24 protein-coding genes are annotated in these 25846 nt (G+C 45.9%); 10 read left to right on the forward strand and 14 right to left on the reverse strand.

Annotated elements, in window-relative coordinates:
* Positions 1-153: 153 nt before the first annotated feature.
* Positions 154-1629 (reverse strand): cysteine--tRNA ligase, encoded by a 1476-nt coding sequence (cysS, locus tag ACESTD_RS15895; RefSeq protein ID WP_373159001.1) that lies wholly within the window; start codon positions 1627-1629, stop codon positions 154-156.
* A 125-nt stretch (positions 1630-1754) separates the two neighbouring features.
* Here cysS and mnmA point away from each other — a divergent pair, with 125 nt between their 5' ends.
* Positions 1755-2807: a tRNA 2-thiouridine(34) synthase MnmA gene (gene mnmA / locus ACESTD_RS15900; RefSeq protein ID WP_009037404.1), complete on the forward strand. Its 1053-nt coding sequence runs from the start codon at positions 1755-1757 to the stop codon at positions 2805-2807.
* 99 nt (positions 2808-2906) lie between these two features.
* Complete coding sequence (locus ACESTD_RS15905; protein WP_005825995.1) at positions 2907-3788, forward strand: DUF3078 domain-containing protein; 882 nt, start codon at positions 2907-2909, stop codon at positions 3786-3788.
* A 145-nt stretch (positions 3789-3933) separates the two neighbouring features.
* Here ACESTD_RS15905 and ACESTD_RS15910 read toward each other — a convergent pair whose 3' ends face one another.
* Positions 3934-5445 carry a GH3 auxin-responsive promoter family protein gene (locus tag ACESTD_RS15910; protein ID WP_005833815.1) on the reverse strand — a complete coding sequence of 504 codons (1512 nt, stop codon included), beginning with the start codon at positions 5443-5445 and terminating at the stop codon, positions 3934-3936.
* A gap of 122 nt (positions 5446-5567) precedes the next feature.
* On the opposite strand from ACESTD_RS15910, the gene ACESTD_RS15915 reads away from it, so the two are divergent.
* On the forward strand, positions 5568-6578 hold the full coding sequence (locus ACESTD_RS15915; protein ID WP_005833813.1) for an ATP-dependent 6-phosphofructokinase: 1011 nt from the start codon (positions 5568-5570) through the stop codon (positions 6576-6578).
* Here the strand turns inward: ACESTD_RS15915 and rnc are convergent.
* The 3 genes from rnc to ACESTD_RS15930 are packed head-to-tail and all read right to left on the reverse strand — an operon-like array spanning position 6537 to position 8946.
* Positions 6537-7415, reverse strand: coding sequence for a ribonuclease III (gene rnc / locus ACESTD_RS15920; protein WP_005833810.1), 879 nt, complete (start codon positions 7413-7415; stop codon positions 6537-6539). The two genes, ACESTD_RS15915 and rnc, sit on opposite strands and share 42 nt — an antisense overlap.
* Positions 7416-7422: 7 nt before the next feature.
* The gene (fabF, locus tag ACESTD_RS15925; RefSeq protein ID WP_005825984.1) at positions 7423-8688 is read right to left on the reverse strand and encodes a beta-ketoacyl-ACP synthase II; all 1266 of its coding nucleotides are present in this window, start codon (positions 8686-8688) and stop codon (positions 7423-7425) included.
* A 21-nt stretch (positions 8689-8709) separates the two neighbouring features.
* Complete coding sequence (locus ACESTD_RS15930; protein WP_004291965.1) at positions 8710-8946, reverse strand: acyl carrier protein; 237 nt, start codon at positions 8944-8946, stop codon at positions 8710-8712.
* Between the two features lie 149 nt (positions 8947-9095).
* On the opposite strand from ACESTD_RS15930, the gene purN reads away from it, so the two are divergent.
* Positions 9096-9683, forward strand: coding sequence for a phosphoribosylglycinamide formyltransferase (gene purN / locus ACESTD_RS15935; RefSeq protein ID WP_005833808.1), 588 nt, complete (start codon positions 9096-9098; stop codon positions 9681-9683).
* Here purN and ACESTD_RS15940 read toward each other — a convergent pair.
* The 3 genes from ACESTD_RS15940 to ACESTD_RS15950 form a co-directional block, all read right to left on the reverse strand.
* A complete protein-coding gene (locus tag ACESTD_RS15940) occupies positions 9674-11563 on the reverse strand; it encodes a sulfatase-like hydrolase/transferase (RefSeq protein WP_316945869.1) in 1890 nt (629 codons plus the stop codon). The two genes, purN and ACESTD_RS15940, sit on opposite strands and share 10 nt — an antisense overlap.
* A gap of 80 nt (positions 11564-11643) precedes the next feature.
* Entirely contained in the window at positions 11644-12687 is a 1044-nt protein-coding gene (gene pdxB / locus ACESTD_RS15945; protein ID WP_156737460.1) for a 4-phosphoerythronate dehydrogenase PdxB, read from the reverse strand.
* Positions 12688-12733: 46 nt separating this feature from the next.
* Positions 12734-12949, reverse strand: coding sequence for a hypothetical protein (locus ACESTD_RS15950; protein ID WP_373159000.1), 216 nt, complete (start codon positions 12947-12949; stop codon positions 12734-12736).
* Between the two features lie 367 nt (positions 12950-13316).
* Here ACESTD_RS15950 and ACESTD_RS15955 point away from each other — a divergent pair, with 367 nt between their 5' ends.
* From ACESTD_RS15955 to ACESTD_RS15970, 4 genes are read left to right on the forward strand one after another with little or no spacing between them, the layout of a single operon-like run.
* Positions 13317-14462: a glycosyltransferase family 1 protein gene (locus tag ACESTD_RS15955; RefSeq protein ID WP_156737462.1), complete on the forward strand. Its 1146-nt coding sequence runs from the start codon at positions 13317-13319 to the stop codon at positions 14460-14462.
* 3 nt (positions 14463-14465) lie between these two features.
* Positions 14466-15503, forward strand: a complete 1038-nt coding sequence (locus ACESTD_RS15960; protein WP_005833797.1) for a histidinol-phosphate transaminase — start codon at positions 14466-14468, stop codon at positions 15501-15503.
* Entirely contained in the window at positions 15500-16231 is a 732-nt protein-coding gene (locus ACESTD_RS15965; protein ID WP_005825963.1) for an NTP transferase domain-containing protein, read from the forward strand. Before ACESTD_RS15960 ends, ACESTD_RS15965 begins: the two co-directional genes overlap by 4 nt.
* Positions 16232-16248: 17 nt before the next feature.
* Entirely contained in the window at positions 16249-17076 is an 828-nt protein-coding gene (locus tag ACESTD_RS15970; protein WP_373158999.1) for a phosphorylcholine transferase LicD, read from the forward strand.
* Positions 17077-17097: 21 nt separating this feature from the next.
* On the opposite strand, the gene ACESTD_RS15975 is transcribed toward ACESTD_RS15970, so the two are convergent.
* Entirely contained in the window at positions 17098-18015 is a 918-nt protein-coding gene (locus tag ACESTD_RS15975; RefSeq protein WP_005825959.1) for a glycosyltransferase family 2 protein, read from the reverse strand.
* 308 nt (positions 18016-18323) lie between these two features.
* Between ACESTD_RS15975 and ACESTD_RS15980 the strand changes: the two genes are divergently transcribed.
* Positions 18324-19322 (forward strand): glycosyltransferase family 9 protein, encoded by a 999-nt coding sequence (locus ACESTD_RS15980; protein ID WP_005833792.1) that lies wholly within the window; start codon positions 18324-18326, stop codon positions 19320-19322.
* Here ACESTD_RS15980 and hldE read toward each other — a convergent pair.
* The 5 genes from hldE to ACESTD_RS16005 all read right to left on the reverse strand — a co-directional run bounded on the left by hldE (position 19303) and on the right by ACESTD_RS16005 (position 24476).
* On the reverse strand, positions 19303-20733 hold the full coding sequence (hldE, locus tag ACESTD_RS15985; protein WP_373158998.1) for a bifunctional D-glycero-beta-D-manno-heptose-7-phosphate kinase/D-glycero-beta-D-manno-heptose 1-phosphate adenylyltransferase HldE: 1431 nt from the start codon (positions 20731-20733) through the stop codon (positions 19303-19305). The two genes, ACESTD_RS15980 and hldE, sit on opposite strands and share 20 nt — an antisense overlap.
* Positions 20730-21218 carry a D-glycero-beta-D-manno-heptose 1,7-bisphosphate 7-phosphatase gene (locus ACESTD_RS15990; RefSeq protein WP_005833788.1) on the reverse strand — a complete coding sequence of 163 codons (489 nt, stop codon included), beginning with the start codon at positions 21216-21218 and terminating at the stop codon, positions 20730-20732. The genes hldE and ACESTD_RS15990 overlap by 4 nt, the downstream gene beginning before the upstream one ends.
* Positions 21211-21792 (reverse strand): D-sedoheptulose 7-phosphate isomerase, encoded by a 582-nt coding sequence (locus tag ACESTD_RS15995; protein WP_005833786.1) that lies wholly within the window; start codon positions 21790-21792, stop codon positions 21211-21213. Before ACESTD_RS15995 ends, ACESTD_RS15990 begins: the two co-directional genes overlap by 8 nt.
* 36 nt (positions 21793-21828) lie before the next feature.
* Entirely contained in the window at positions 21829-22578 is a 750-nt protein-coding gene (locus tag ACESTD_RS16000; protein ID WP_005825949.1) for a lipopolysaccharide kinase InaA family protein, read from the reverse strand.
* A gap of 83 nt (positions 22579-22661) precedes the next feature.
* Positions 22662-24476 carry an LTA synthase family protein gene (locus ACESTD_RS16005; protein WP_373158997.1) on the reverse strand — a complete coding sequence of 605 codons (1815 nt, stop codon included), beginning with the start codon at positions 24474-24476 and terminating at the stop codon, positions 22662-22664.
* Between the two features lie 261 nt (positions 24477-24737).
* Between ACESTD_RS16005 and ACESTD_RS16010 the strand changes: the two genes are divergently transcribed.
* Complete coding sequence (locus tag ACESTD_RS16010) at positions 24738-25802, forward strand: CDP-glycerol glycerophosphotransferase family protein (protein WP_005833782.1); 1065 nt, start codon at positions 24738-24740, stop codon at positions 25800-25802.
* The last annotated feature ends 44 nt before the right edge of the window (positions 25803-25846 follow it).

Here is a 25846-nt window from a genome sequence, read left to right on the forward strand (position 1 = left end):
ATGTATCAAAATACACAATCACCATAGGATTATACAGATTTTATTTTTCAGTTAAAAGAACAGAAGAACAAGAGAGAGAAATATGTTCTTTTGTTCTTCTGTCTAAAACTTACCCCAATCTGTATGATTCTGTGGTGAGTTATGATACCTTCGTTATTTATTCAGCTTCCATTCGCTTCCGTCCTTACCGTCCTTAATCTCGAAACCGAGCGCGGTGAGTTCATTGCGGATTTTGTCGGATGTAGCCCAATCTTTGTTGGCTTTTGCCTTTGAACGCTCTTCCAATAGCATGTCCACTACCTTGCCGAAGGCAGCTTCACGCTCTTCGTTGGAGGCGTTGTCTTCTTGTAATCCTAAGATGTCGAAGTAGAAGAGGTGGAAGGTTTCCTTCAATTCTTTCAGGTCTTCGGCTGTGATGGAATCGTTTCCAGCTAGGATATTGTTTACCATCTTGGCGCCGTCGAAGAGGTGGGCGATGACAATCGGTGAGTTCAAGTCATCATTCATGGCTTCGTAACACTTGGCACGCAGGGATTTCACGTCTATGGTGGAGGTTGCAGCAGGGGTAATCTTGTCCAGTCCATGTACAGCATCCATCAGTCTTGCCAATCCCTTTTCGGCGGCTTGCAGAGCTTCGTTGCTGAAGTCTACCGTACTGCGGTAGTGGGCTTGCAGGGTGAAGAAGCGGATGGTCATTGGGCTGTAGGCTTGCTCCAGCATGGGGTGTGTGCCTTTGAAGAGCTCTTCCAATGTGATGAAGTTACCGTAAGACTTACCCATTTTCTGTCCGTTCACGGTCAGCATGTTGTTGTGCATCCAATAATGTACCATATCTTCCCCTTGGGAAGCTACGGATTGTGCAATCTCGCATTCGTGATGCGGGAAGATAAGGTCCATGCCGCCACCATGAATGTCGAAGTGCTCGCCCAAGTATTTCTTTCCCATGGCTGTACATTCGGCGTGCCAGCCGGGGAAGCCGTCGCTCCACGGGGAAGGCCAACGCATGATGTGTTCCGGTTGCGCACATTTCCAGAGGGCAAAGTCTGCGGGGTTGTGCTTCTCGCTCTGTCCGTCCAGTTCGCGGGTGGTGTTGAGAACATCATCCAGGTTGCGTCCGGAGAGCTTGCCGTAGTGATGGTCCTTATTGTATTTTTCTACATCGAAATAAACGGAACCTTCACTTTCGTAGGCATATCCGTTCTTCAATATCTCCTTTACAAGTTCTATCTGTTCGATGATGTGGCCGCTGGCATGTGGCTCGATACTGGGAGACAGCACATTCAATGCATCCATCGCCTTATGATAGCGGTTGATGTAGTACTGTGCCACTTCCATTGGTTCCAGTTGTTCCAGACGGGCTTTTTTCGCAATCTTGTCTTCACCTTCGTCGGCATCGTGCTCCAGATGGCCCACGTCGGTAATGTTGCGGACATAGCGCACCTTGTAGCCGATGTGCGTCAGGTAGCGGAACAGCAGGTCGAAAGTGATGGCAGGGCGTGCATGTCCCAAGTGCGGGTCACCGTACACGGTCGGTCCGCAGACATACATGCCTACATGCGGTGCATGCAGCGGTACGAACAGCTCTTTTTTTCTATTTAAAGTGTTGTAAATGGTCAGTTGATGTTCCATAACAGTTGATTATTAGTTCTTTTAGGAGTACAAAGGTATAATAAATCTGTGAAAATCTATAATGATATTCTGTTTTATAAGAGTAAATGCAACGGATTTCACCTTCGTTTATTACTTTTGTATCCATGAAGTCAGATAAACGTGTATTGCTTGGCATGAGTGGTGGCACGGATAGTTCCGTGGCCGCCATGAGGTTGCAGGAAGCCGGTTATGAGGTGACTGGCGTGACTTTCCGTTTCTATGAGGCAGGAGATGAGACCGGGTATTTGGAAGATGCACGGGCTCTGGCCCTGAAGCTGGGGATGAAACACATTACCTATGATGCACGCGAGCTTTTCCGTTCGCGTATTATCCGCTATTTTGTGGAAGAGTATCTAAGGGGGCGTACTCCCGTTCCTTGCACGGTCTGCAATAATGAGCTGAAGTGGGCGCTGTTGGCTAAAATAGCCGATGAAAAGGGGATTTATTGGATTTCTACCGGACATTATGTGCGTAAAGTCTTGTCCGGAGGAAAGTATTATATAGCTCCTGCCGCAGATAAGGACAAAGACCAGACTTTCTTTCTGTGGGGATTGAAGCAGGACATCCTGCAGCGTATGTTGCTTCCGATGGGAGATATTACGAAAAATGAGGCGCGCTCGTATGCGGCGGAGCGTGGTTTCGGGCAGGTGGCTGCGAAGAAAGACAGTATAGGGGTGTGCTTTTGTCCTTTGGATTACCGTTCCTTTTTAAAGTGTGAAGTCCCCGAAACACTATTACCCGGTAAAGGTAGATTCGTCGATGAAAAGGGGAATTTCTTAGGATGGCATGAGGGCTATCCGTTTTATACCGTAGGGCAACGTAGGGGCTTGGGTATCCATCTGAACAAGGCTGTTTTTGTGAAAGAGACAAGAGTGGAAAGCAATGAAGTCGTTTTAGCTCCGCTCTCTTCCCTCTACAGGCAGGAAATGTGGCTGGGAGACTGGAACCTGGTGGAGAATAGTCGTGTGCTGGGTGCAAACGAGGTTATTGTGAAGATACGCTACCGTAAGCAGGCAAACCGGTGCAGGGTGACTCTTACGGTGGAAGGTCTGTTACGTGTCCGTCTGATAGAGCCGCTGGAATCCATTGCACCCGGGCAGGCAGCGGCTTTCTATGATAAGGACGGATACTTGTTGGGCGGTGGAATTATTCTCTGAACCTTACATTCGTTTTATAGCTTCTCGAACAAAAGATAGTAAATGTTGTTAATTTTATGAGACGTCTTTTTATGAGAAACTTTTAAAACGAACTGTAATATGAAAAGGATATATATTGTAATGTTGTTTGCTGCTTTAGCAACCATAACTTATGCTCAGACGGATGATAAAGGTTATCAGGAGGGAGCTTGGGTATTGAAAGGAGTGACTGGTCTTAATATGTCACAGACTGCCATGGCCAACTGGTCGGCAGGAGGTGAGAATTCCATTGCTGGAAATGCCTACTTGAATGCATCACTGACACACAAGAAAGGAAACTGGCTCTGGGTCACCAACATGGTGCTGGACTATGGCTTGTCGAAAACCAAATCTCAGGGGATGAGGAAAAGTAGTGATAAAATAGGGCTTTCCACTCAGTTGGGATATTCTACAGACAACGTCTGGTTCTATACACTGATGGGTGATTTGAATACCCAGTTTGCCAAAGGATATGACTATCCCGACAAAGAGCACCAGATTTCCAATTTCTTTGCTCCTGCCTATTCGAATATCGCCCTGGGTATGGAATGGAGGCCTAAGAGTAACTATTCTCTACTGCTTTCACCCGTTTCCACCAAGATGACTTTCGTGACTGATGACTATCTTTCCGATTTGGGTGCTTTTGGTGTAGACCCGGGTGACCACTTCAAGATAGAGGGTGGCGCTTTTGTGAAAGCCCGTGCTGAATTGCCCGTGATGGAGAATGTGAATCTGATTACTACGGCTGATTTCTTTACTCCTTACAGCAAAGATTTTGGAAACATAGATGTGAATTGGGATGTACTTATCAGCATGAAAATCAATAAAGTATTGTCGGCTACCATCAATACAACTCTGAAGTATGACAATGATGTGAAAACGTTTGATGACAATGGAGTGAAGAAGGGCGCCAAGGTGCAGTTTAAGGAAGTGCTGGGAATTGGGCTGGCATATAATTTCTAATCCTTGAGGCTGATTGTTGAAATGAAAAAGTAAAGTCAAAACGTACTGACTGATTTGTAAAACGCGGATTACGCAGATTACATGGATTTATTAATTTATCCGCGTAATTTGCGTAATCCGCGCTTGATTTTTATGATATAGTAATTTACCGGTTTAGTTCCAGCATTTCCTCTATATACTCCCTCGTGTTGCTGAGCCGGGGCACCTTATGCTGTCCGCCGAGTTTCCCCTTGCTATCCAGCCAGTCATGGAAGAGGTTGGGACGGGCGACGATGATTTCCAGCGGTTGCAGCGCCAGGTTATTCTGCCTTTTAGCTTCATAGTCGGAGTTCACCTCTTTCAGGGTGTCGTCCAATACTTTGGCGAACTTCTCCAGGCTGTCCGGCATTTGTGCAAACTCTATCAGCCACTGGTGGCGGCATTTGGCATGCTTGTCCATAAACACGGGAGCAGCAGAGTAATCTACTACTTGTGCACCGGTCTCGGCACATGCCCTGGCAAGTCCTCTTTCCGCGTTATCCACAATCAGTTCTTCGCCGAACGCGTTGATAAAGTGCTTGGTACGTCCGGTGATGACGAACTTATAGGGGTTCTTCGATGTGAACTTCACCGTATCTCCAATCATATATCGCCACAAACCGGCAGAAGTGGAGATTACCATGGCGTAGTTTTTGTTCAGCTCCACCTCCTCGAGGCAGAAGGTACGCGGATTCTCCTTGCCTACATCTTCAAGCGGGATGAACTCGTAGAAGATACCGTAGTCAATCATCAGCAACATGGCAGGGTCGGCAGGGTCGTTCTGCGTGCCGAAGTAGCCTTCGGAGGCGTTATAAGTCTCTACATAATGCATCTTGCTGCTGCGGATCACGTCTTTGTATTGCTCTCGGTAGGGAGTGAAGGCAACGCCGCCGTGGAAGAACACCTCCAGGTTGGGCCATATCTCCTCAAGGCTCTGCTTTCCCGTCTTTTCCAATATATGTTTGATGAGTACAAGCATCCAGGACGGTACGCCGGAAAGGTTGCTGACATTTGCATGGATGGTTTCGCGGGCGATGGCCTCCATTTTGGGCTCGAAGTGCTCCATCAGGGCCGTCTGCTTGCTGGGTACGCGGACAAAGTTTACCAGTGGGTTGATATTTTCTATGAGGATGGCGGAGAGATCGCCTACAAGACTGTGGTTGGTGTTCAGGTTGGGAGCGTGGCTGCCTCCAAGGATAAGCCCTTTACCGGAAAAGAAACGACTTTCGGGATTCTGTCCCAGATAGATGGCAACGGCATCCCGGCCTCCCTTGTAATGCGTGTCGTGCAAGGACTCCCGGCTGACGGGCAGGAACTTACTCTTGTCGTTGGTGGTACCCGATGATTTGGCAAACCAACGTATTTCCGAAGGCCAAAGCAGATTTTGCTCACCGGCACGCAGGCGGGTTACATAAGGCTTTACTTCTTCGTAAGTTTGTATGGGAAGGCGCTTCTTGAAATCTTCATAAGTACGGATAGAGGCATAGTCATGCTTCTTTCCCCATTCCGTGTTTGCCGCTGTCCGGACGAGGCGCTGCAGTACAAGCTGTTGCAATTCACCGGCATGGCTGGTGTATTGTTCGATTTCTTTCAGACGGGGAGCAAAATATACCTTATTCAGAAACTTTGTAATATTCATCGTTCTTTGTGAAATCTTATTTTAAACCGCAAAAATAATCTTATTTATCGGCATCTCTATCTTTTTTCTCTTTTTTTTCTATCTTTACGGACCTATAGAACAATAATTCAAACAAAAATATCATGAGAATAGGTATTTTGACTTCAGGAGGCGACTGTCCCGGCATCAACGCTACCATTCGCGGTGTATGCAAAACAGCTATCAACCATTATGGAATGGAGGTAATTGGCATTCACAGCGGTTTTCAGGGGCTGCTGACCAAGGATGTGGAGTCGTTTACCGAAAAATCCTTATCCGGTTTGCTGAACTTGGGAGGTACGATGCTCGGTACTTCGCGCGAGAAGCCCTTTAAGAAGAACGGCGTGATGTCCGGCGTGGACAAACCGGCACTGATAGCGCGGAATATCGAAGAGATGGGGCTTGATTGTGTAGTCTGTATCGGCGGGAACGGTACGCAGAAGACAGCCGCCAAACTCTCTGCTATGGGGCTGAACATTGTGTCTGTACCTAAAACCATAGACAACGATATTTGGGGAACTGATTTCTCCTTCGGATTCGATTCTGCCGTCAGCATTGCTACGGATGCCATCGACCGGTTGCACAGCACGGCCAGCTCGCACAAACGGGTGATGGTGATTGAGGTGATGGGGCACAAGGCAGGTTGGATAGCCTTATACTCCGGTATGGCAGGCGGTGGTGACGTGATTCTGATTCCGGAGATTCCCTATAATATCCACCGTATCGGAGAAACGATTCTGAATCGGCTGAAGAAAGGAAAGCCTTACTCCATCGTGGTGGTAGCCGAAGGTATACAGACGGACGGGCGGAAGCGTGCCGCCGAGTATATCGCTCAGGAGATAGAGTATGAGACGGGTATCGAGACCCGTGAGACTGTGTTGGGTTATATTCAGCGAGGCGGCTCACCCACACCTTTTGACCGTAACCTTTCCACACGTATGGGCGGACATGCCACGGAACTGATTGCCAACGGGCAGTTCGGGCGGATGATTACCTTAAAGGGAAATGAAATAGCTTCTGCACCGCTGGAGGAGATTGCGGGCAAGTTGAAGCTGGTGACGGAAGACAATGACTTAGTTGTCCAGGGGCGCAGGATGGGAATCTGTTTCGGCTAATTTTTCTTGTGAGGATTCTTCAACAGCTTCTGCCATGGGATTTTCTTCTGTGGCGGTTTCTGTTGCATGGCTCCGCTCCTTGGCTGCCTGGACTTCCTCCTTGAAAGCGGCATCCTTAATTTTTTTCAATGCCATCTGTGCCGCATTTTGTTGCGACTCCTTCTTGGAATAACCGGTGCCGGTACCTGCCGATATCCCTTCGATGCGGACTTCGGTGTGGAACATCGGATTGTATTCTTCGTCGAGAAACTGCTCGATAAGCTCGAATGACACCTCCATTTTGTTCTTCTGGCTCCATTCGATGAGTTTTGACTTGAAGTTGACCTCTTTGCGAGACATCTTGTCGAGGTCGATATAGTTTTTGAAAATCTTCTCTTCCATGAACTGCTTGCAGCGGTCGTAGCCCTGGTCCAGATAAATGGCGCCGATGAAGGCTTCGAATGCATTGCCGTACATGTAGCTGTTGTGGGATGAGGAGCGGGTGGAGTATTTCACCAGTTTGTCCAGTCCGATTTCCACGGCCAGTTTGTTGAGTGTTTCCCGCTGTACAATTTTGGAACGGGTATTGGTAAGGAAACCTTCGCGGCGTCCTTCGAAATGGCGGTAGACAATATCTCCTACAATGGCGTCGAGGATAGCATCGCCCAAGAATTCCAGCCGTTCGTTGTTGATGGGACGTCCTTTTTCGGAGCGCATGGAGATGGATTTATGCAGCAAAGCCTGCTGATAGACCTTGATGTCACGTGGAAAGAAGCCGAGAATTCTGTAAAAACAAAAATAAGACTCTCTATCCTTGCGGAACAAGAGCCTTATTTTATCTATTTGGTTACGTAACACGACCTTATTATTCTGCGTATTTCTTGAAAATGACACACGCATTATGACCACCGAATCCAAAAGTATTGGACAAAGCTACGTTCACTTCGCGCTTTTGTGCTTTGTTGAACGTGAAGTTCAGGTCATAGTCGATGTTTTCGTCGTTATCACCCTCTTCGTGGTTGATGGTCGGAGGAACAATGCCATTCTTGATGGCGAGGATGCTTGCAATGGATTCTACCGCACCGGCAGCGCCCAGCAAGTGGCCGGTCATGGATTTTGTCGAACTGATGTTCAACTCATACGCATGCTGTCCGAATACCTCTTTGATTGCTTTTGCTTCCGAAATATCACCTACGGGAGTAGATGTACCGTGAACATTGATATAATCTACTTCTTCGGGTTTCATTTCTGCATCTTCCAACGCATTCAGCATCACTAACTTGGCTCCCAAACCTTCGGGGTGAGAGGCTGTCAAGTGATGAGCGTCGGCAGACATTCCTACGCCGGCAACTTCCGCATAGATTTTGGCACCGCGTGCCTTGGCGTGTTCCAGTTCCTCGAGAACGAGACAACCGCCACCTTCACCCATGATGAATCCGTCACGGCTTGCGCTGAACGGACGGGATGCAGTTTCGGGAGAATCATTGCGGGTTGACAATGCATGCATGGCATTGAAACCACCTACACCGCAAGCGGCGATGGCAGCTTCCGAACCACCGGACACGATAACATTTGCCTTACCCAAACGGATGAGGTTAAACGCATCGGCAATAGCATTTGTGGAAGTGGCACATGCAGAACAAGTTGCGTAGTTGGGACCATGGAAACCATACATGATGGAAATTTGTCCGGCAGCAATGTCCGAAATCATCTTGGGGATGAAGAACGGATTGAATTTGGGGCCGTTTTCCTTACCGGTCAGGGCATAGTTGCCCGCCTCTTCTTCGAATGTACGGATGCCACCGATACCGGCGCCGAAGATGACACCGATTCTGTTTAAATCCTCATTTTCGACGTCAAGCCCAGAGTCACCTACCGCTTCTTTGGCTACTGCAATGGCATATTGTGTGTACAAGTCCATCTTGCGGGCCTCTTTGCGGTCTATATATTTGGTAGCATCGAAGCCTTTTACTTCGCATGCAAACTGAGTCTTGAAAAGCGATGCATCGAAATGAGTAATAGGTCCTGCTCCACTAACCCCATTCACAAGATTTTCCCAGAATTCGGGAACACTGTTGCCAATGGGAGTAATGGCGCCGAGACCTGTTACTACAACTCTTTTTAATTCCATGTTATAAACGAATGGATAAGATTACTTAGCGTGTTCTTCGATGTAAGATACAGCATCACCTACAGTACCAATCTTTTCAGCCTGGTCATCGGGAATAGAGATACCGAATTCCTTTTCGAATTCCATGATAAGTTCTACAGTGTCAAGAGAATCAGCTCCCAGGTCGTTAGTGAAGCTAGCTTCGTTAGTAACTTCTGATTCTTCTACGCCTAATTTATCGACGATAATCGCTTTCACTCTTGATGCAATTTCAGACATAACTTTAAGTTTTTAATTAATAATTAGTTTTATTTCTTTAAATTTGCGGTGCAAAGGAATGAATATTTATCATTCCTCGCAAATATTTGATGAATTAAATGCACCTTTTTGCACATTTTTCACGGTTTTGTGCAGTAATTGGAGGGATTATGGGAAAAAATATCGCAGTTTTAGCGTCGGGAAGTGGTACGAATGCCGAGAATATCATCCGTTATTTCCGGGAAAAAGGTTCGGCACGTGTGGCTCTGGTTTTGACTAACCGGCAGAATGCGTTTGTTTTAGAGCGTGCCAAGGGGCTGGGAGTGCCTTGTGTCTGGTTTGCCAAGAGCGATTGGGAAAGTGGAGAGCTTGTTTTGTCGACGCTTCGAGAGCATGATATTGATTTTGTGGTATTGGCAGGATTCCTGGCACGTGTGCCGGACAATATTCTGCATGCTTATCCCAATAAAATGATAAATATACATCCTTCGTTGCTGCCCAAGTTCGGTGGAAAGGGAATGTACGGCGACCGTGTGCACGAGGCAGTGATTGCTTCCGGCGAAAAGGAAAGCGGTATTACCATCCATTATACGAATGAGCATTATGACGAAGGCAGCATTATCTGCCAGCAGAAATGCCCCGTATTGCCGGGCGATACGCCGGAGGAGCTGGCGCAACGCATCCACCGGCTGGAGTATGAATACTATCCGAAGGTGATAGAGGAGTTGGTGGAAGGCCTCTCTCCCAGTTATTTATAGAATCGGTTAAGGGAGAGGATGGCCTCGTTCAGCTTACGGTTGTCTATCTTGTAATTTTCCAGGGGATTCAATGCACTGTCGCTGATCTCTATATATCCGGAAGGGTGTTTTTCCAGAATAGTATGATTTTCTACGATAAAGGCATAATTGAGATTGTCGCCCACGATATGCCAGTTCCGTGGACAAGTATCGGTTATTAAATGCCCCATACTGTAATCGGAAGGCGGATTGGTTACACCCAGCACTTTATTCATTAGGGTTGGTGCAAAATCATAGTGCGTGGTACGGTGATGGTAGGTATGTGGCTGTTCTCCCGGTTCATATAATAGGAAGGGGATATGTGTTTGTACCGGTGAATAATTACTGCCGTGTCCCCAATAATTTTTATGATTCTCATTGAATTCTTGTCCATGGTCTCCGGTAATGATGACCAGGGTATTGTCTAGCAGTTTCTTTTCCTCAAGTTTGTGGAGGACGCATCCCACCAGTGAGTCGGCTTCCGCCACGCAGTTGTAGTAGAGGTTCAGGAAAGGAGTAGGGTCTATGTCGTTGTTCAGTTTCATATAGTCGGCGAACTCCCAGGACGGTTGGAAACGATAAAGCTTGTCCTTCGGTACTTCATATCCGTGTGCCAAATCATAGAAGAGAAAGGAAAAGAAAGGTTTTGTACCGCTGCCCAGCGTATCGAGTGCTTGCAGATAATCTGCTGTAATACGGCAGTCGCGGTCATAAACGGTTTTTCCTTCGGTATGGGTACGCAAGTCGGGTACCTTTGAGAAAAGTATTTTGGCAAATGGCGGGTTGACGATTGTAGCACTGGGATAAATACCTATCTGATAATTCTGCTTCAATAGTTCTTCTATGAGCAGGGGCTGTATGCCCGATACCTCAAAATCAGTCCAGTAGATGGATGAGAGACTGAAGAAAAGCCCGAAGATACTTCCACGTGTGCCATTGCTGCTGCTTAGATGGGAGGTGAATCTGCTGCAACTGTCGGCAAAGTGGCTGATATGAGGTGTAATGTCCTGGTTAAAGGCGCGGTAGTTCCATGAGTCTATGGCTATCAGCACTACATTCTTGGGGTTGGAATGGACTTCGTATTTCAAAGAATCTATCGGATAGTTGAGGTCAGCAGACTGCTTCTTGTTGTTGAAGTTCATTTTAATGACATCCTTGGATGAGACCACTCCTAACTTCATCATCAGGCGGGTTGCCGTAAGCGGGAAGTAATAGGGCAGGCAGGGGGCGCTGCGAATCACTGAAGTCTTTTGCGCTACAGCGGCATAGGCATGATAAAAGTTAGAGAATAGTGCAAACAAAATCAGAGTGGCAAGTACAGGACGGAAGCCACAGCGGTGAAAGCGGGTATAACAATGGCCTGCAAGTATTCTTAGCAAAGTATTGGCGGCAAATATACCCACTAATACTCCTGCAATCTTCAGATAAAGCCAGAAGCTGAATGTGAAAATCTCACTGTTGCCCTCTCCAACCAGGAGATTCAGTACAAAACCATTGATATGGAACTTGTAAAGACTGTACACACTGCCGTCTATGTAAGCAAGTATATTGAGTAATGATACAAGAATAATGTGTGTGATGGCGGCGGCTTGATGGCGCCGGACGGTAATGGCTACGATTAAGGATATGATGTAAGGAATAAGTGCCCACAAGGCGGCATGTGAGCAAGCGGCCGTTATATAAAACATCCAGCCTCCCACGTCCATCATGGCGAGCCGGGGACTGTGAATCAGATAAAATAGAAATTGTATGGCAATCGTCAGAGTTGAAATTGCATAAAAAATAAATCCTTCACTGAGTGATTTCTCTAACCGTATTTTTTGTATTGATATTGTAATGTTTTGCCTATAGTTTCCTCTGATTCGGCATTGATAGTAAAGGCGTGAGGAGCTTATATAGTGACGTCTTTTGTATTATCGGGCTGTATCTCTAAATGTATGTGCTACTTTGGGATATAAATGTAAGCATCTTTTTCTCTTCGTAGCGGGTAGTCTCCCCGCAATTTTTCAAATTGTTCGGGATGTGTTTTCAGTGCTTCGCTGTCCCTTCTCGGGTCATACATTTGCAGATATGCTTCTGCCAGGCTGTCGGCGGTAATAATCGGGTTCCGGGGTTGGGGGGGAGCGATGCGGTAGTCGGCTTTGATGTGAAAGAAACGGCAAAGGGCATCCAGGGACATACGGGTGGCATTGGCTTTTCCGTCGGCTGAATAACCGGCTATATGGGGAGTTCCAAGGAACACTCTATTTAATAAGGTAAGATTGATATCAGGCTCGTTCTCCCATACATCAATGATGGCATCGGAAATCAGTCCGTCTTCTAAGGCATTCAGGAGCGCATTGGTTTCAATCACCTCTCCACGTGAGGTATTGATAATGACGGGACAGCGTTTTAATGACCGGAAGAAAGTATGGTCTGCCAAATGGAATGTTTTGTATGGCCCTTCCTTATATAAAGGTACGTGGAAGGTGAGGATATCACATTCTGCTGCGAGTGCTTGCAAGGAACTGAAATCGCCCTCTCCTTCCTTGTCTTGCCGGGGCAGGTCATTCTTCAGGACACGCATGCCTAGTTCTTGCCCTACTTGGGCTATTTTGCTACCCACATTGCCTACGCCGATGATGCCTAATGTCAATTCGGACAGTTGTACCCCTTTGAGTTGTTGCAATAATAGTAAGGCTGATTGCACGTATTGGGCTACGGATGCTGAATTGCATCCGGGGGCATTGGTCCAAGCGATGCCTGCTTCACGGCAATATTCCGTATCTATATGGTCGAAGCCTATGGTGGCGGTAGCAATGAAGCGGACTTTACTGCCTTCCAGCAATTCCTTGTTGCAGCGGGTGCGGGTACGTATAATCAGTGCATCGGCATCTTTTACCAACTCCGGAGTGAAGTCTCTGCCGGGAGTATAAATCACGCTGTCGGCTATTTTTTCGATGGCTTCTTTAATGAAAGGTATTTTGTTGTCAACAATGACTCTCATAATGCTGCTGTTCTTTTCGACGATTTTCCATCGTGCGAAGATACGACTAATCCGTCAAAGTGGCTAAGTAATGCCCGGAAAATAATTTGGCTCTTTCCGTTTTTAAGTTTGCATTTCTGCCCTCACCGCTCTCACTCTTTTCTTTAACTTCCCTATTCATCGGCATTGCAGGGGTGGGTGAGAGCAATCGAAAAGGGTGAGGGTAAATTTTGCTCTCACCCGTGTTTTCTTCCGTTCCGCATCCTTCTTTCTTCTGTTGCATCCTTTTCATTCTTTCGTTTTACTTTTGGATTCTTCAGCAGCCCACGTTAGTGAGCCGTGATGTTCACTTGAGTGAACTAAACAGCTCACTAGTGTGGTTGAATTGGTTCATAACAGTGGGCCGATGATGAATAAAGTAGTTTTCGGGAAGGAGATAAGGTGTTTGAAGGATAAAACAATGGGCCAGTACGGATTGGGCAATGGGGATGTGCCCGACTCCGTACTTGGTTTTTGTAACAGACAGCAAGTGATTGCTCATCTCTATCTTATGTTTTATAGGTGAATTTGTGTTTTTGTCAAAAAAGGAAAGCGAAATAGACTGCTATATGAGGATTATCTTGTACATTTGCAGCTGAAACTTTTTAGAGATGAGAATAGGATACGACGGAAAACGGGCTGTGCAGAATTTTACGGGATTGGGCAATTACAGCCGGTATGTGGTGCAGTCATTGTCAGCCTTTGCTCCGGAAAACGAGTATTGGCTGTATGCTCCGGTACACCGTGAAAATCAGCAACTCTCGTCGATGGTGGCCGAAAGCCGGGGAACGGTATCGGTACATTATCCGTCTCATTGGCTCTGGAGAGGAATGACTTCGTTGTGGCGTGTGGGAGGCATACGCAGGACTTTGAAACGGGACAACATACAGCTGTTCCACGGACTGAGTAACGAACTTCCCTTGACCATCCATCGGGTACGGGAAGTAAAGAGTGTGGTGACTGTTCACGACCTTATTTTCCTGAGACTTTCACATTGTTTTTCGTTGGTCGACCGCTTGATTTATAACTACAAATGCCGCTATGCATGCAAGCATGCAGACCACATCATTGCCGTGAGTGAGTGTACCAAGCGTGACATCATACATTATTATGGAATTCCTGCGGATAAAATTTCCGTTATTTACCAAGGGTGTAGTTCTCTGTATGCCTGCCGTGTCGGTAAGGATAAGCGCAAGGAGGTGATGCGGAGTTATCGGTTGCCCGAACGCTATATCTTGTCGGTGGGCACCATTGAGGAGCGTAAAAATGCGCTGGCCATTGTGAAGGCTTTGGAGTATCTGCCCGATGAACTGCATTTTGTTCTGGTAGGGAGACCCACAGCCTATATCCATCAGCTGAAAGAGTTTATGACAAAAGCCGGATTGCAAGACAGAGTACATTTTCTGCATGGTATCCCTTCGGACGATTTACCTGCCATTTATCAGTCGGCCGAGACTTTTGTATACCCATCCGTTTACGAAGGTTTTGGCATCCCTATTCTTGAGGCTTTGCATTCCGGCATTCCGGTGGTAGCAGCAACCGGCTCTTGTCTTGAAGAAGCGGGGGGGGAGCATTCATTGTATGTGAGTCCCCACGATGTGGAGGGATTGGCAGCGGCGATTGCCCGTACACAAGAGCCTTCTTTGCGTGCCACCATGATTGAGGAGGGGCTGAAGTGGGCACAGCGTTTCACGCAGGAGCAGATGGCGCGTGAGACGATGGAGTGTTATCGGAAAGTACTAACAAAAGAAATCTAAGATATGAATTATTTGGACCGAAATGAGTTTAACTATGCACCTTCGCAAGAGGTGGTGGAGGCTCTAAAGAATTTTGATATAAACAAACTCTGTTTCTATACCCGTATCTACGACGAAGGCAAGAAGAGCATTCTGTCCGTTTATCTGTCCGAGACTTACGGAATCGATGAACCGCAGGTACTGTTGGGTTATGGTGGAGAAGATATATTGAAACAAGCAGTCCACTATTTCCTGACCCAAGAGGATGGGAACAAGACGATGCTCATTCCTAAATTCTCGTGGTGGTACTATAAATCCATAGCCGACGAGGTGAACGGGCGTACGCTGCAATATCCGTTGTATGAGGATGGCAATACCTTTAAATATGATTTCGCTGCCATGAAAGAGATGGTACAGCGTGAGAATCCCAAGGTCTTATTAATCGCTTCGCCCAATAATCCCACCGGTAACGGTCTGACCCCTGTAGAACTGGACGCTTTGTTGGCTGAGTTGCCCGTAACAACCATCGTTTTGGTGGACGAAGCCTATGCCTCTTTCGTATCTACTGATACGGACTATATTAAGATGCTGGTTGATAAATATCCCAACCTGATTATTTCACGCACGCTTTCCAAGTTCTACGGATTGCCTGGATTGCGCATGGGTTTTGGGTTTATGAGTAAGGAGTTGGCCAACTTTGGCAAATACAGCAACAAATATCTGGGTTATAACCGTATCTCTGAGGATATTGCTATTGCCGCACTGAAATCGGATGCGCATTACCGGAATATAGCACGGCTGATGAATGAGAGTCGCGCCTGCTTTGAAGCGGAGATAGGGACGTTGCCTGGTTTCAAGGTATATGAGTCGGTGGCGAACTTTGTCCTTATAAAATATCCGATTGTCTTGAAAGAACGCTTACAGAAAGCTTTTGCCGACGAGGATTATAAGGTGAAGTTCATGAATGAACCAGACATCAATACCCATTTGCGTATTACCTTGGGGCGTCCTGAACAGAACCGTATTGTCATTGACACCATTAAAAAAATTGCATTACAATGAAAGCGGTTATATTGGCTGCAGGGATAGCTTCGCGTTTGCGTCCGTTGACTGATACCACTCCAAAATGTCTGTTGAAAGTTGGAGAGCGTTGTTTGCTGCAAAGAGCCTTTGATGCATTGCTGCAGAATGGCTTTCGGGAGTTTGTCATTGTCACCGGTTATAGACAGCAGCAGATTGTGAACTTTCTGGAAGCTCATTATCCGGCATTGGAGGTTACGTTTATCTATAATGAGAAATATGCTTCTACCAATAATATCTACTCTTTATGGCTTACACGGCCTTATGTAGATAAAGAGGACATTCTGTTGCTGGACAGCGATATCCTTTTTGACCCGCAGATTGTAGCCAAGTTGCTTGGATATGGTCAAGCGGATGCGTTGGCTCTGAACCATCATACATTGGGGGAAGAGGAAATCAAGGTAATAGCGGACAATGATGGCAAGGTGTTGGAAATCAGTAAGACGTGCTCCATATCCCGAGCTATTGGCGAGTCTATTGGCATCGAGAAGATGTCTGCCGCTTATACAGAAGCGCTTTTCCGGGAATTGGAGGTTATGATTACCAAAGAAGGTTTGGATAATATCTTCTATGAACGTGCTTTTGAGCGTCTCATACCGCAAGGACACTCTTTCTATGCGCTTGACACTACCGAATATTTTTCTGTGGAGCTTGATACGGTGAATGACTTTGAACAAGCACAGCGGTTGATTCCTTCACAACTTTATTAATTAATGGGCTGATTTTTATGGCAGATTATGATATACGTCCTTTGCAGCTTCGTATTTTGAAGATATTGCTTGCTGTGGATAAAGTTTGTAAAGAACATGGTTTGCGCTATTATATAATGGCCGGTACTATGCTTGGTGCAGTCCGTCATAAGGGATTTATCCCTTGGGACGATGATTTGGATATCGGTATGCCGAGGGCTGATTATGATTTGTTGATGTCTCATTCCAAGGAATGGCTTTCCAAGCCTTATGAGGCTGTCTGCGCAGAAAATGATCCGAATTATCCATTACCTTTTGCCAAGATACAAGATGCGGATACGACTCTTATCGAGCGTATGCATTTGAAATACTTGGGAGGTATCTACTTGGACGTATTTCCATTGGACGGTGTACCGCAAAGCAACCTGAAACAGAGGATTCATTTTGCCCGGTATGAATTTTACAAGCGGGTGCTCTATTTTATCTACCGCGACCCTTATAAACATGGAAAAGGTCCCGGCTCATGGTTGCCGCTGCTGTGCCGGAGACTTTTTACTACTGCCGGCGTACAGAGGAGTATCAGAAATGTGATGACCACCTATGACTTTGACAAGTCTTCTTTAGTCTGTGATTATGACGACGGTATGCGCGGTATTATGCCCAAGGCAGAGCTGGGAGCTCCGACTCCCGTTTCGTTTGAGGGCGAAACAGTGTGGGGAGTACAAGATTATGACGCCTATCTGACCCGAAAATATGGAGACTACATGGTTATACCGAAACAAAGCGGGCAGAGACAGCATAATTTCCACTATTTGGATTTGGATAAGCCCTATTCTTCACAAGAAAGTTCCAATTCTATTTTATAATTTTGCTCTTTTAGGGAAATGTTAGACAAATGTTTTTTTCCAAAATTTCCATAAGGGACCGAAATCTTTGGTTAATAAATAAAATATGGCTTTTAGGCGGCCGCGTATTAGGCTTATTTTGAATCTATTTCCTGTTTTGAAAGTTCCTATCTTTTGGGATTTGAAATCTTTTCCTTTGTAAGTGAAAACTTTGCGGAATGTGGATGAAGTCATGCCCCATTTTAATAGAAATTGCATTTGACCACAATTCTTGCGTATGCGGGTAGTTGATTTTGTTTCAAAATGATAGATGCGACTGGCTTGTAGCCCTTTCATGAATCTGACTCCACACATATATAATTTTGCGGTGAAATCTGGGTCGCTGTACATTCCGGGTGAGTATTCTATACTATAACCGCCTACTAAATCCCAAATGTCCCGGTGTACGATATTGGGAGGAATGGTAGCTCCCATCCAGTCGTTTATTTTGTAGTTCATGTATTCTTTCAGTAATTTATCTTCTTGAAAAGTTTCGATACTGTCTCCATAATTGGCTAAGATGGTTGATGCGCTTTGTGTATGTGGTTGTATTGATGTAGCTGAAAGAAAGAAATAATTGTCAGACAGTTTTTCTATTTCGTCATAGAGAACCTTGTCCCAAAAAGGGAGTACATACATATCATCATTCAAAAATAGAATATAATCAGTTTTGACTTTAGTGCGCATCATATTCATAGCAAAACATACTCCGATATTCTGCTCAGAATGTGTGTAATCAATACCTGCTTTTTTTATCCACTCTAAGGTTCCGTCACTTCCATCGTTTACGTGTACAATGATTTGGTGATTGTAGTAAGAGTTTCTTTGGATACTTTGTATGCATAGTTTTAGGAAAGCAAGGTTATTCCATGTAGGTATAACGATTGAAAATAATCTGTTTTGAGATTTTATAGCTGTCATCTTTTGCTAATTGAGAAAATAAGTACAAAGATATTTATATAAATGGAGTTTTTGATTATAATTACTTGAAAACATTTATATTTTATAATATGCAAAAACAATATTGGTGTGAAATATACTGTTTTATGAGTGATATATAATACCTCTAGATTTCTTGTAGACAATAGTTTGGACTTGGATTGAATTTTTATGTTTGTGTTTTGTGTAGGCTGATGTTCTATATTGTATGATTAGCCTATATCGCTATTTGCGAAACTTGAATTAAGTTATTACTTTTGTGCCGAATCAGCAATTCTAATAAATTTGTTATGACCAAATTCTTAATTATCCGTTTCAGTTCGATAGGGGATATTATCCAGTGTATGGGAATTATCGGTGGAATACGTGAACGGTTTGCAGATGTGGAAATTCATTGGATTACCCGGAAAGATATGGTGGGGACCTTGTCGATGGATGGCAGGATTGATAAAATCTGGGCGTTTGATAAGGAGACCGGACTTGCCGGGTTGTTGAAAATGGCGGCTGATTTGAGAAAAGAGCATTTCGACTACATTTATGACGCTCATAGTAATATCCGTTCCAACATATTGAAGCTGATAGTGTCTCCATTGCCTTTTGTGAAACCTTACGTTGCTCTGCGGAGCAAAGAGAGAGGCAAACGCTTTTTGTTGTTCAAACTGGGAATCAACCATTTCGACAAGCCTTTCAGGGGGATGGTGTCTTTTCAGAAACCATTGAAGAAATGGGGAATTACGCATTTTCCGGACAACTATCACGACTGGCATTTCCCGGATGAAATACGTAGCAAGTATGAGAACTTTGTAACCAAAGATATGATTACGCTGGTGCCGTCTGCCAACTGGGAAATGAAACGCTGGCCCGTTTCCTATTGGAAAGAATTGGTTGCCCTTCTTCCTGAGTATAAATTTGTTATTCTGGCTGGTCCGAAGGATACTTTCTGTGAGGAAATCAGAAGTGCTGCACCGGAACGGGTAGTTAACCTTGCGGGACAAACCTCATTGATGGAGTCTTCTTACATAGTGTTGCGTTCCAATCTGGTAATCAGCGCTGATACGGGTTTTATGCATGCCGCTGATTTGTTCCGTGTTCCTGCTTTTGCCTTGATGGGACCTACGGCCTTCGGTTTCCCTACGGGACCTACGGTGGAAATACTCGAAACAGCCCTGCCTTGCCGTCCGTGCACCAAAGACGGACGGGGTAAATGCAAGCTGGCTGTTTATCAGAAGTGTATGGTGGATATTACCCCCCAACAAGTCGCTGAAAAGATTATTGCTTCTCTTGGTTGATGGCGCCTATAGTCTTTGTAGTGGAATAACCGTCTACGAAAGGGATAGTTACTGTTTCTTGGGCGTACTCCCTGCCTACAATGTTTTCTATGGCATAGTCGCCACCTTTTACCAACACGTCCGGTGCAACTGTTTTGATGAGATTCAGAGGGGTATCTTCCGTAAAAATCACTACGTAGTCCACTGCTTCCAAGGCTGCCAGGACTGTGGAGCGGGCGTTTTCATCATTGATAGGGCGCGATTCCCCTTTCAGACGTTTTACTGAGTTGTCCGAATTCAATCCTACGATAAGTACGTCCCCCAGTCTTTTGGCCTTTTCCAGATAGCACACGTGTCCTTTGTGCAGAATGTCGAAGCAGCCGTTTGTGAATATGATTTTGCGCTCCTGCGCACGCAGTTGTTTTATAGTATCTGCAAGTTGGGAAATAGGAATAAGTTTGCTGGCCGGTTTCCCGATTTGTAGCTCGTCCTGCAATTCTTTGAACAGAATGGGGCTGGTGCCTATTTTCCCGACTACAATGCCGGCCGCTTTATTGGCAAGATAAATGGCATCTGCAATAGGGATACCGGCTGCCAGCGCAGCTGCTAAAGTTGCCACGACAGTATCGCCTGCACCTGAAACGTCATATACTTCCCTTGCTTCGGTAGGAATGTCCTGCGAGGCATCGGGAGCTATGTATGACATGCCTTTTTCGGAACGTGTCACTAATAGAGAAGTAAGGTTATACTCCTTCAGTATCCGGTCTGCTGCGCTATGGATTTCTTTATCCTCATTTCTCACATCCACTCCCGAAACAGCCGAAAGCTCTTTCAGGTTGGGGGTGATGATGGTTGCGGAACGGTATTTCTCCCAATTTGTCCCTTTGGGGTCTATAATGACCTTCTTCCCTTGCCCGGCAGAGGCGGATATAACCTGCTGGCATACTGTATCATTGCATACTCCCTTGCCATAATCCGAAATCACGACAATGTCCACTTCGGGGAGTGCACGCTTCACGGCATCCAGCAGTTTCTGCTCAGTCTCTTCGTTCAGGCATTCATTTTCTGTTTCAAAGTCCAGCCGTACTACTTGCTGGCTGTTGCCTATTACGCGGGTTTTGGTGATGGTTGGGTGTTCTGTATGAAACAGTTCGTTTCTGATACCCAAATCAGCGAACATCTCCTGCATTGTGTTTCCGTTGTGGTCATTGCCAAGCAGGCTGACGACATACGGCGAGCAACCCAGTCCCAACAGATTTCTTGCAACATTGGCCGCTCCTCCCAATACATTGTAGGTACGGGTGACACGGACCACTGGTACGGGGGCTTCGGGAGAAATCCTTTTCACGTCCCCTATATGGTAAGTATCCAGCATCACGTCTCCGATAACGAGTACCTTCTTTCCCTTTATACTGTTTAATTCTGTATTCATAATAGGTTGTTTTTTAATTGGTTTGCCCAGTATATAAGCGGATGTTCCTCTGTGACCCGGAAAGACTTGACACCGCTTCGCTCGCCGCATTCCGTATCCGACTTCTTGTCTCCGAACATATAGGATTGGGACGGGTCGATGTCATACTTCTTCATCGCTTCCATCACCATGAAAGGAGAAGGCTTGCGGCATTCGCAATGTTCCTCCGGAGCGTGGGGGCAAGTATAGAAATCGTTCAGTATAACTCCATGTTTCTCCAGCTCTTGGGCGAGTGCCCGGTTGAACAGTTCGGCGTCCTCCGGTGTGAAATAGCCACGTCCAATGCCGGATTGGTTCGTGATGACAATCAGCAGATAACCCAGTTCCTGAAAGATGCGGAGTGCTTCGGCTACGCCGGGCAGCAATTCCAGCTCTTGGGGCTTATAAACGTAGCCGAAATCGACATTGATGGTACCGTCCCGGTCAAGGAAAATCGCTTTATTCATGAGAAAACAGTTTATTGTCGACGATGCCGCACAGGATATGTCCGATGGTAATGTGTACTTCTTGAATCCTGGCAGATTCGGTGTGCTGTATAATCAGCGGGTAATTGCAAAGTTCCTTGCACCTTCCTCCATTCCTTCCCAGAAGTCCCACGGTGATGATTCCCATGGACTGCGCCTTTTGCAAGGCATACTCTACGTTGGGGGAGTTGCCGCTGGTGGAAAGGCCTATCAGAATATCACCTTTCGTTCCCAAGGCTGCCGTCTGCCGTTCGAAGACGCGTTCGAAGCCATAGTCATTGCTGACTGCGGTCAGGATGGAAGTGTCGGTTGTCATGGCGATGGCGGGCAGGCCTTCCCGTTCGGTCACGAAACGTCCGACGAGTTCGGCAGCGATATGCTGGGCATCGGCTGCACTGCCGCCGTTACCGCAAAGCAAGACTTTGTGCCCTTGTCGAAGGGCTTGTACTATCAGATTGCCGACGTTTTCGATGTCGGCAAGCATTTGCCGGTTGTTCAGGATATTTTCTTTGAGCCTGATACCTTCTTGGATGGACTGGATGATATAATCTTGCATAATTTTCTAATCTCGTTGGTACAAAGATACGACATTTCAGAAATGAAGCTTGCTTTTGACGAAATTTTTAAATTGTCTTTGCTTTCTCCATTTCAGTCTGCTGAAGAGAGTGAAGAATATGCATTCTTCAATATCGAATCCTCTTTGCTCGGCATATAGAGGTATTATTTTCATGAAGTCATCGGCGGGAATACCCAGTTGGCTGAAGGCATTCATGGACATTCTGATACCGGGTACTTTACCGAGCTTCAGGCGGTTGATGTCAATGAGGGCGAAGTGATATTTGCCGTTTGTCTTCCGGTAAAATATATTCTTGGGATTATAGTCCAGTGGCAAGACCTTGTTCAGATGTAATTGGAGAGTGAAGTCTACGAGGTCATGTCTTAGCCGTTTTTTCTCTTCTTCCTCCATTTCCGTACCGAACATATCCGTAACAAGCGGGTAGGGGAGGTATTCGGAAATAAAGTATCCGGTGTGGAAGAAACCATTCTTTTTGATTTCTATATAAGCTACCGGAGGGGCGGTCTCTATTCCCCGTTGCAGAAAAAGTTCTGCATATTCAAAGGCGCGCTGCGCTTTGCTTTTGCGGAACCAAGTGTAAATGAGGCAGTTTATGAGGGCAGGTCTTTTGTATTTCTTGATTACGAAGTCCTTGTCTCCGAACCGCACTCTTTCGACTGTGTTCCTTCGGTTACAATAAACCTCTTCCCGTTCATATTCTTCCGATGGGATGGCTCGGATATAACTCTCGTAGGCGGCATAGTGCGGATGAATATGTACCTTCATTGCTTTTATTTACATTTTACTTCTTTTGAACGGTGCAAAGATAGTGCAAACCGAAAGCAGAACAAAATGAACTTGTTCATTTTTTATTTTGAGGTGCCGCCTATCTTCGCTTTTGAGCAAAGATAATCAAAATGTATCATCTGGTCGGAAATATCGTATGCTTTTTTAGCGAACTCGGCTTCTGCCGGGGTGGGCTCTTCACCTACCACCTCCATTTGGGGGCTGATGGCGAATCCTTTCTTGCATGGGTCGAGGATGCTTTGGCCCAATCCGCTCCAGTAGTAATCATCCAGTTGGAGCAGGTTCAGTAAGGTGGGGTACATATCGATTTGTCCCATCACTTTATCATAACGCATGCCTACCGGAGAGTTTACTATGATGAAAGGGGTGAATGTCTTGTCGGATACGATACCCTTGCCACCGGGGGCGTTACACAATTCTTCACGGTAGGTAGCCAGTCCTTCGTGGTCACCGGTGATGACGATAAGGGTCTCGTCGTATTGTGGGAGTGTTTTCAAGTACTCCACGAATTTTCCTATCGCCTTGTCCGTATAGCGTGCAGTGGTCATATAGTCATTCATTTTCTGTGGAATGGCCGGAGAGAAATGAATCTCTTTCAATTCTTCAGGCAATTTGAAGGGAGCATGGCCGGAGTAGGTCACCAGCTGCATGTAAACATTCTCCCCCTTCTTCCAGATTTCCCCCTTCTCTATTTTTTGGCTGCATTGCGCCAGGAAGGAGCCGTCTCCGGTACGTTTGTGCGTGCCAAAGGCTTCTGTCAGTTCAAAGTCATGATAAGCAATGATGGTGTCGGTCCCGAAACTGTAGGCTATGACGCCTTGGTTCCAGGTCGATACTTTATCAATGGTCAGGAGGTAGTTGCGCGAGTTCTTCTGCTGATGCATGGCTTTTTGCAGGGTTCCGTAGGTGTGGTCAGGATATTGGCTGCTGTATGTGCCGCTGTTGATAGGCAGCATACCGGCGCAAAGCAACAGCTGTGCATCAATGGAACGTCCTCCTTTCACTTGCGTCAGTACGTGGGGAGCGTATAAGGAGGTGGAGTCTTGCAGCAGTTTGTTGAGATATGGAGTAATCTCTTGCCCTTCCACTTCCCTTTCGAGTACCCAGCTTTCCAAAGATTCTGCCAGGATGACGATGCAGTTGTTGCGGATTCCGATACGTCCGGTCAAAGGGTGATGTCCGGGTTTCTGGCTCAGCCACTCCTTTATCTCTTGCTGTATCTGTGGGGTGGCCTCCTGCTTCTGGTTGATGAGGTCATAGTATAGGCTTCCGAAGACAGTATACATGGAAGTGGTGCTTGCACACAGATAGGCTTTCTGGCGGACGGTGTTGTATGCTTCCTTGAATCCTCCTTTGGCCAGGGTGGTGATGGCAAACAGCAGGATACCGATTCCCAAAGCTCCTCCGTAATACTTGTATGATGTTCTTCCGGCGGTATTTCTTTTGTAATGCCAATAAAGGGGGATACTGGCAATGGTAGATAGAGGGAAGAAGATGTCGTACCAGCGGAAAGAGTCGTAAACGCTTCCGGTGAAATCGGCGAGGTTTCCAGAAAGTCCATAGCTGTTAAGTGGGATGGCAGTATAGTAGGTGCGGAAATATATCAGGTTGACAATCAGTAGTATATCCAGCAAAAGCATGATGACTATCTCTGTTTTCCAGAGCCGGAAGAACTTATAGGGGACGAGAAGTACGAGGGTGGCTATTATTTTGGTTGCATAAAATTCGATGGTAGAGAATGAAGCGAATGTGGTGGTTATGCTCCAGATGAAATCGAATAGCAGGAATTTGAAAAAAATGGTGATTCCGAACAAAAGAGTCACTTTATCTGTTGCCCCTTGTTGACTGTCGGAGCAATGAAAAAGGTTTCTTCTCATAAAATAGTATTTTTAAAATATTGGGGTGCAAAGATAGATATTTTAGAGAAGAAAAAGCTTCATAAACAGCAACTTTTGGAGGAAAATTGATAAAAGTCATTTTTTTTTCTGGATTGATGCAGTATATGCAGAATTCTTGTATTTACTTTGCAGACGTTTAAAGCAAAGAAAGCAAAACTGTTACAAACTAAGGGCTGGATTTTATTGTTCTATTGGTAATTTGAGGTGACGATTGTGTCGTTGCCGTGATATTTTGAGTGTATGAAGAAGCATTATTTATTTTTCGTTTCGGTAGCCTATTCCTATCCTATACTTCGCCCGCTTCAGGACGAAATCAGGCGTAGAGGAGACGATGTTGCATGGTTTATCGAGCCAGACTGTCCGGTTCTGTTGAATCAAGATGAAAGGTGGCTTCAATCTGTTCAGGAAGTGATGGATTATCAGCCTATTGCTGTTTTTGCACCGGGTAATTATATTTATGATTTCTTCCCGGGAGTGAAAGTTTCCCTTTTCCATGGCTACCCCATCAATAAGCGTGGCGATGAAAAGGATGACCATTTTTCTGTTCGTGGATGGTTCGATGTCTATTGCACACAAGGAGAAACGAGCACTCTTCCTTTTAAGGAGCTTGAGAGGAAATACGGTTTCTTTAAGGTATACGAAACTGGCTGGTGCAAGGCGGATACTTTCGTGAAGGAACGTGTACATACTCCTCATAATGCACGTCCGGTAGTTTTGTACTCTTCTACGTTTACAAAAAATATAACTTCTGCTCCTCATCTGTTTGATACCATCAAGAGACTGGTGCGCGAGAAGAACTGGGATTGGATTATTTCGTTCCATCCGAAATTCTCGGATATGGAAGTCCTCAAGAAATACAAGGAACTGGCTGCTTCCTGCCCCAATATTACTTTCCACGAGAGTGGACTTGTTGATGCCAAGCTGCTAAACAGTGCAGATGTACTGTTGTCCGATGCTTCGTCTGTGATTGTTGAGGCGATGATGTTGGACAAACCGGTGGTGACTTATTGCAACACCATGCCAGGAGCTCATTTGCTGAATGTCACTGAGACGGATGCTGTAGAAGGAGCTATTGAAAAGGCCATTTCCCGTCCGGCAGAACTGATGGAGCGGATGCGTGCTTATGTGCACAAGCATGAAGCCCATCTGGACGGTGAGTCCTCTTCACGGGTACTGGATGCCGTAAACAACTACATCTGGTATTTTCAAGGTAAGACCAGAACCAAGCCCTGGAATCTGGTGCGTAAGTTTAAATTGCGATGGCGGGTGGGCTATCCGTTGATGGCCACTTTGCGGTTATGGTAGGCGATAGATAATCTGTCGGCCTATTTTTTTGTTTTATAAAGTAT

Source organism: Bacteroides sp. AR20 (assembly GCF_964250605.1).
Taxonomy (GTDB): Bacteria; Bacteroidota; Bacteroidia; order Bacteroidales; family Bacteroidaceae; genus Bacteroides; species Bacteroides uniformis.